The 768-nt window shown below is 54.4% G+C and carries 1 protein-coding gene; it reads left to right on the top strand.

Going from position 1 to position 768, the window contains the following annotated elements:
* Positions 1 to 768 (top strand): PAS domain S-box protein (locus IEW12_RS28705; protein WP_188569594.1); only part of this gene is annotated, 768 nt, incomplete at both ends.

Genomic DNA, 768 nt, shown 5'->3' with positions numbered 1-768 from the left:
GGACGGCGAATTCGTTGTCCAGGCGGAAGCGAAGACTTGCGGCAGCTCAGTTTCGATCAACCTCTGCGAGACGCCGGTTTCCGCGGACCAGCTTCCCACGTCAGTGATACGTTATGCTGCTCGCACCCGGGAGATCGTGATTCTTGACGATACTTCTGTCACAGGTCCGCACTTTTCTGATCAGTACATCAGTGCCCACGGAGTCCGATCGTTACTCTGTTTGCCCTTGATGAAACAGGGGACGCTGGTTGCGCTGCTGTACCTGGAAAACAGGCTCGTTCCAGGAGTTTTTACGCCCGGTAGGATTTCCGTGCTGAAGGTGCTTGCATCCCAGGCTGCGATTTCGCTCGAACACAGTCGTCTGTACCGCGAGCTGCAGATGCGTGAAGCCGAGATCCGCCGCTTGGTCGACGCCAACATTGTTGGAATCATGATCTCCGACCTGGAAGGCCGAATTTTTGAGGCCAATGACGCTTTCCTGCGCGTAGTCGGCTATGGGCGCGAGGATTTAGTTGCGGGTCGTTTGCGGTGGACCGACCTGACACCTCCTGAATCACTCGCCCAAGAACTAGAACACACGATACCGCAGTTTGAATTGACCGGTAACGTGCAACCCTTTGAAAAAGAGTATATCCATAAAAATGGCCACCGCGTTCCTGTGCTCATCGGGGTGGCCGGATTCGCCGACGAACGAAATCGTGTTTTAGCTTTTGTCATCGATATGACTGAGCGTAAGCAAGCGGAAAAAGAATTACGGCGCAGCCGCCA

This window comes from Parundibacterium terreum (genome assembly GCF_014636315.1).
GTDB lineage: Bacteria > Pseudomonadota > Gammaproteobacteria > Burkholderiales > Burkholderiaceae_D > Undibacterium > Undibacterium terreum.
This window is presented reverse-complemented; position numbering and strand designations above follow the sequence as displayed.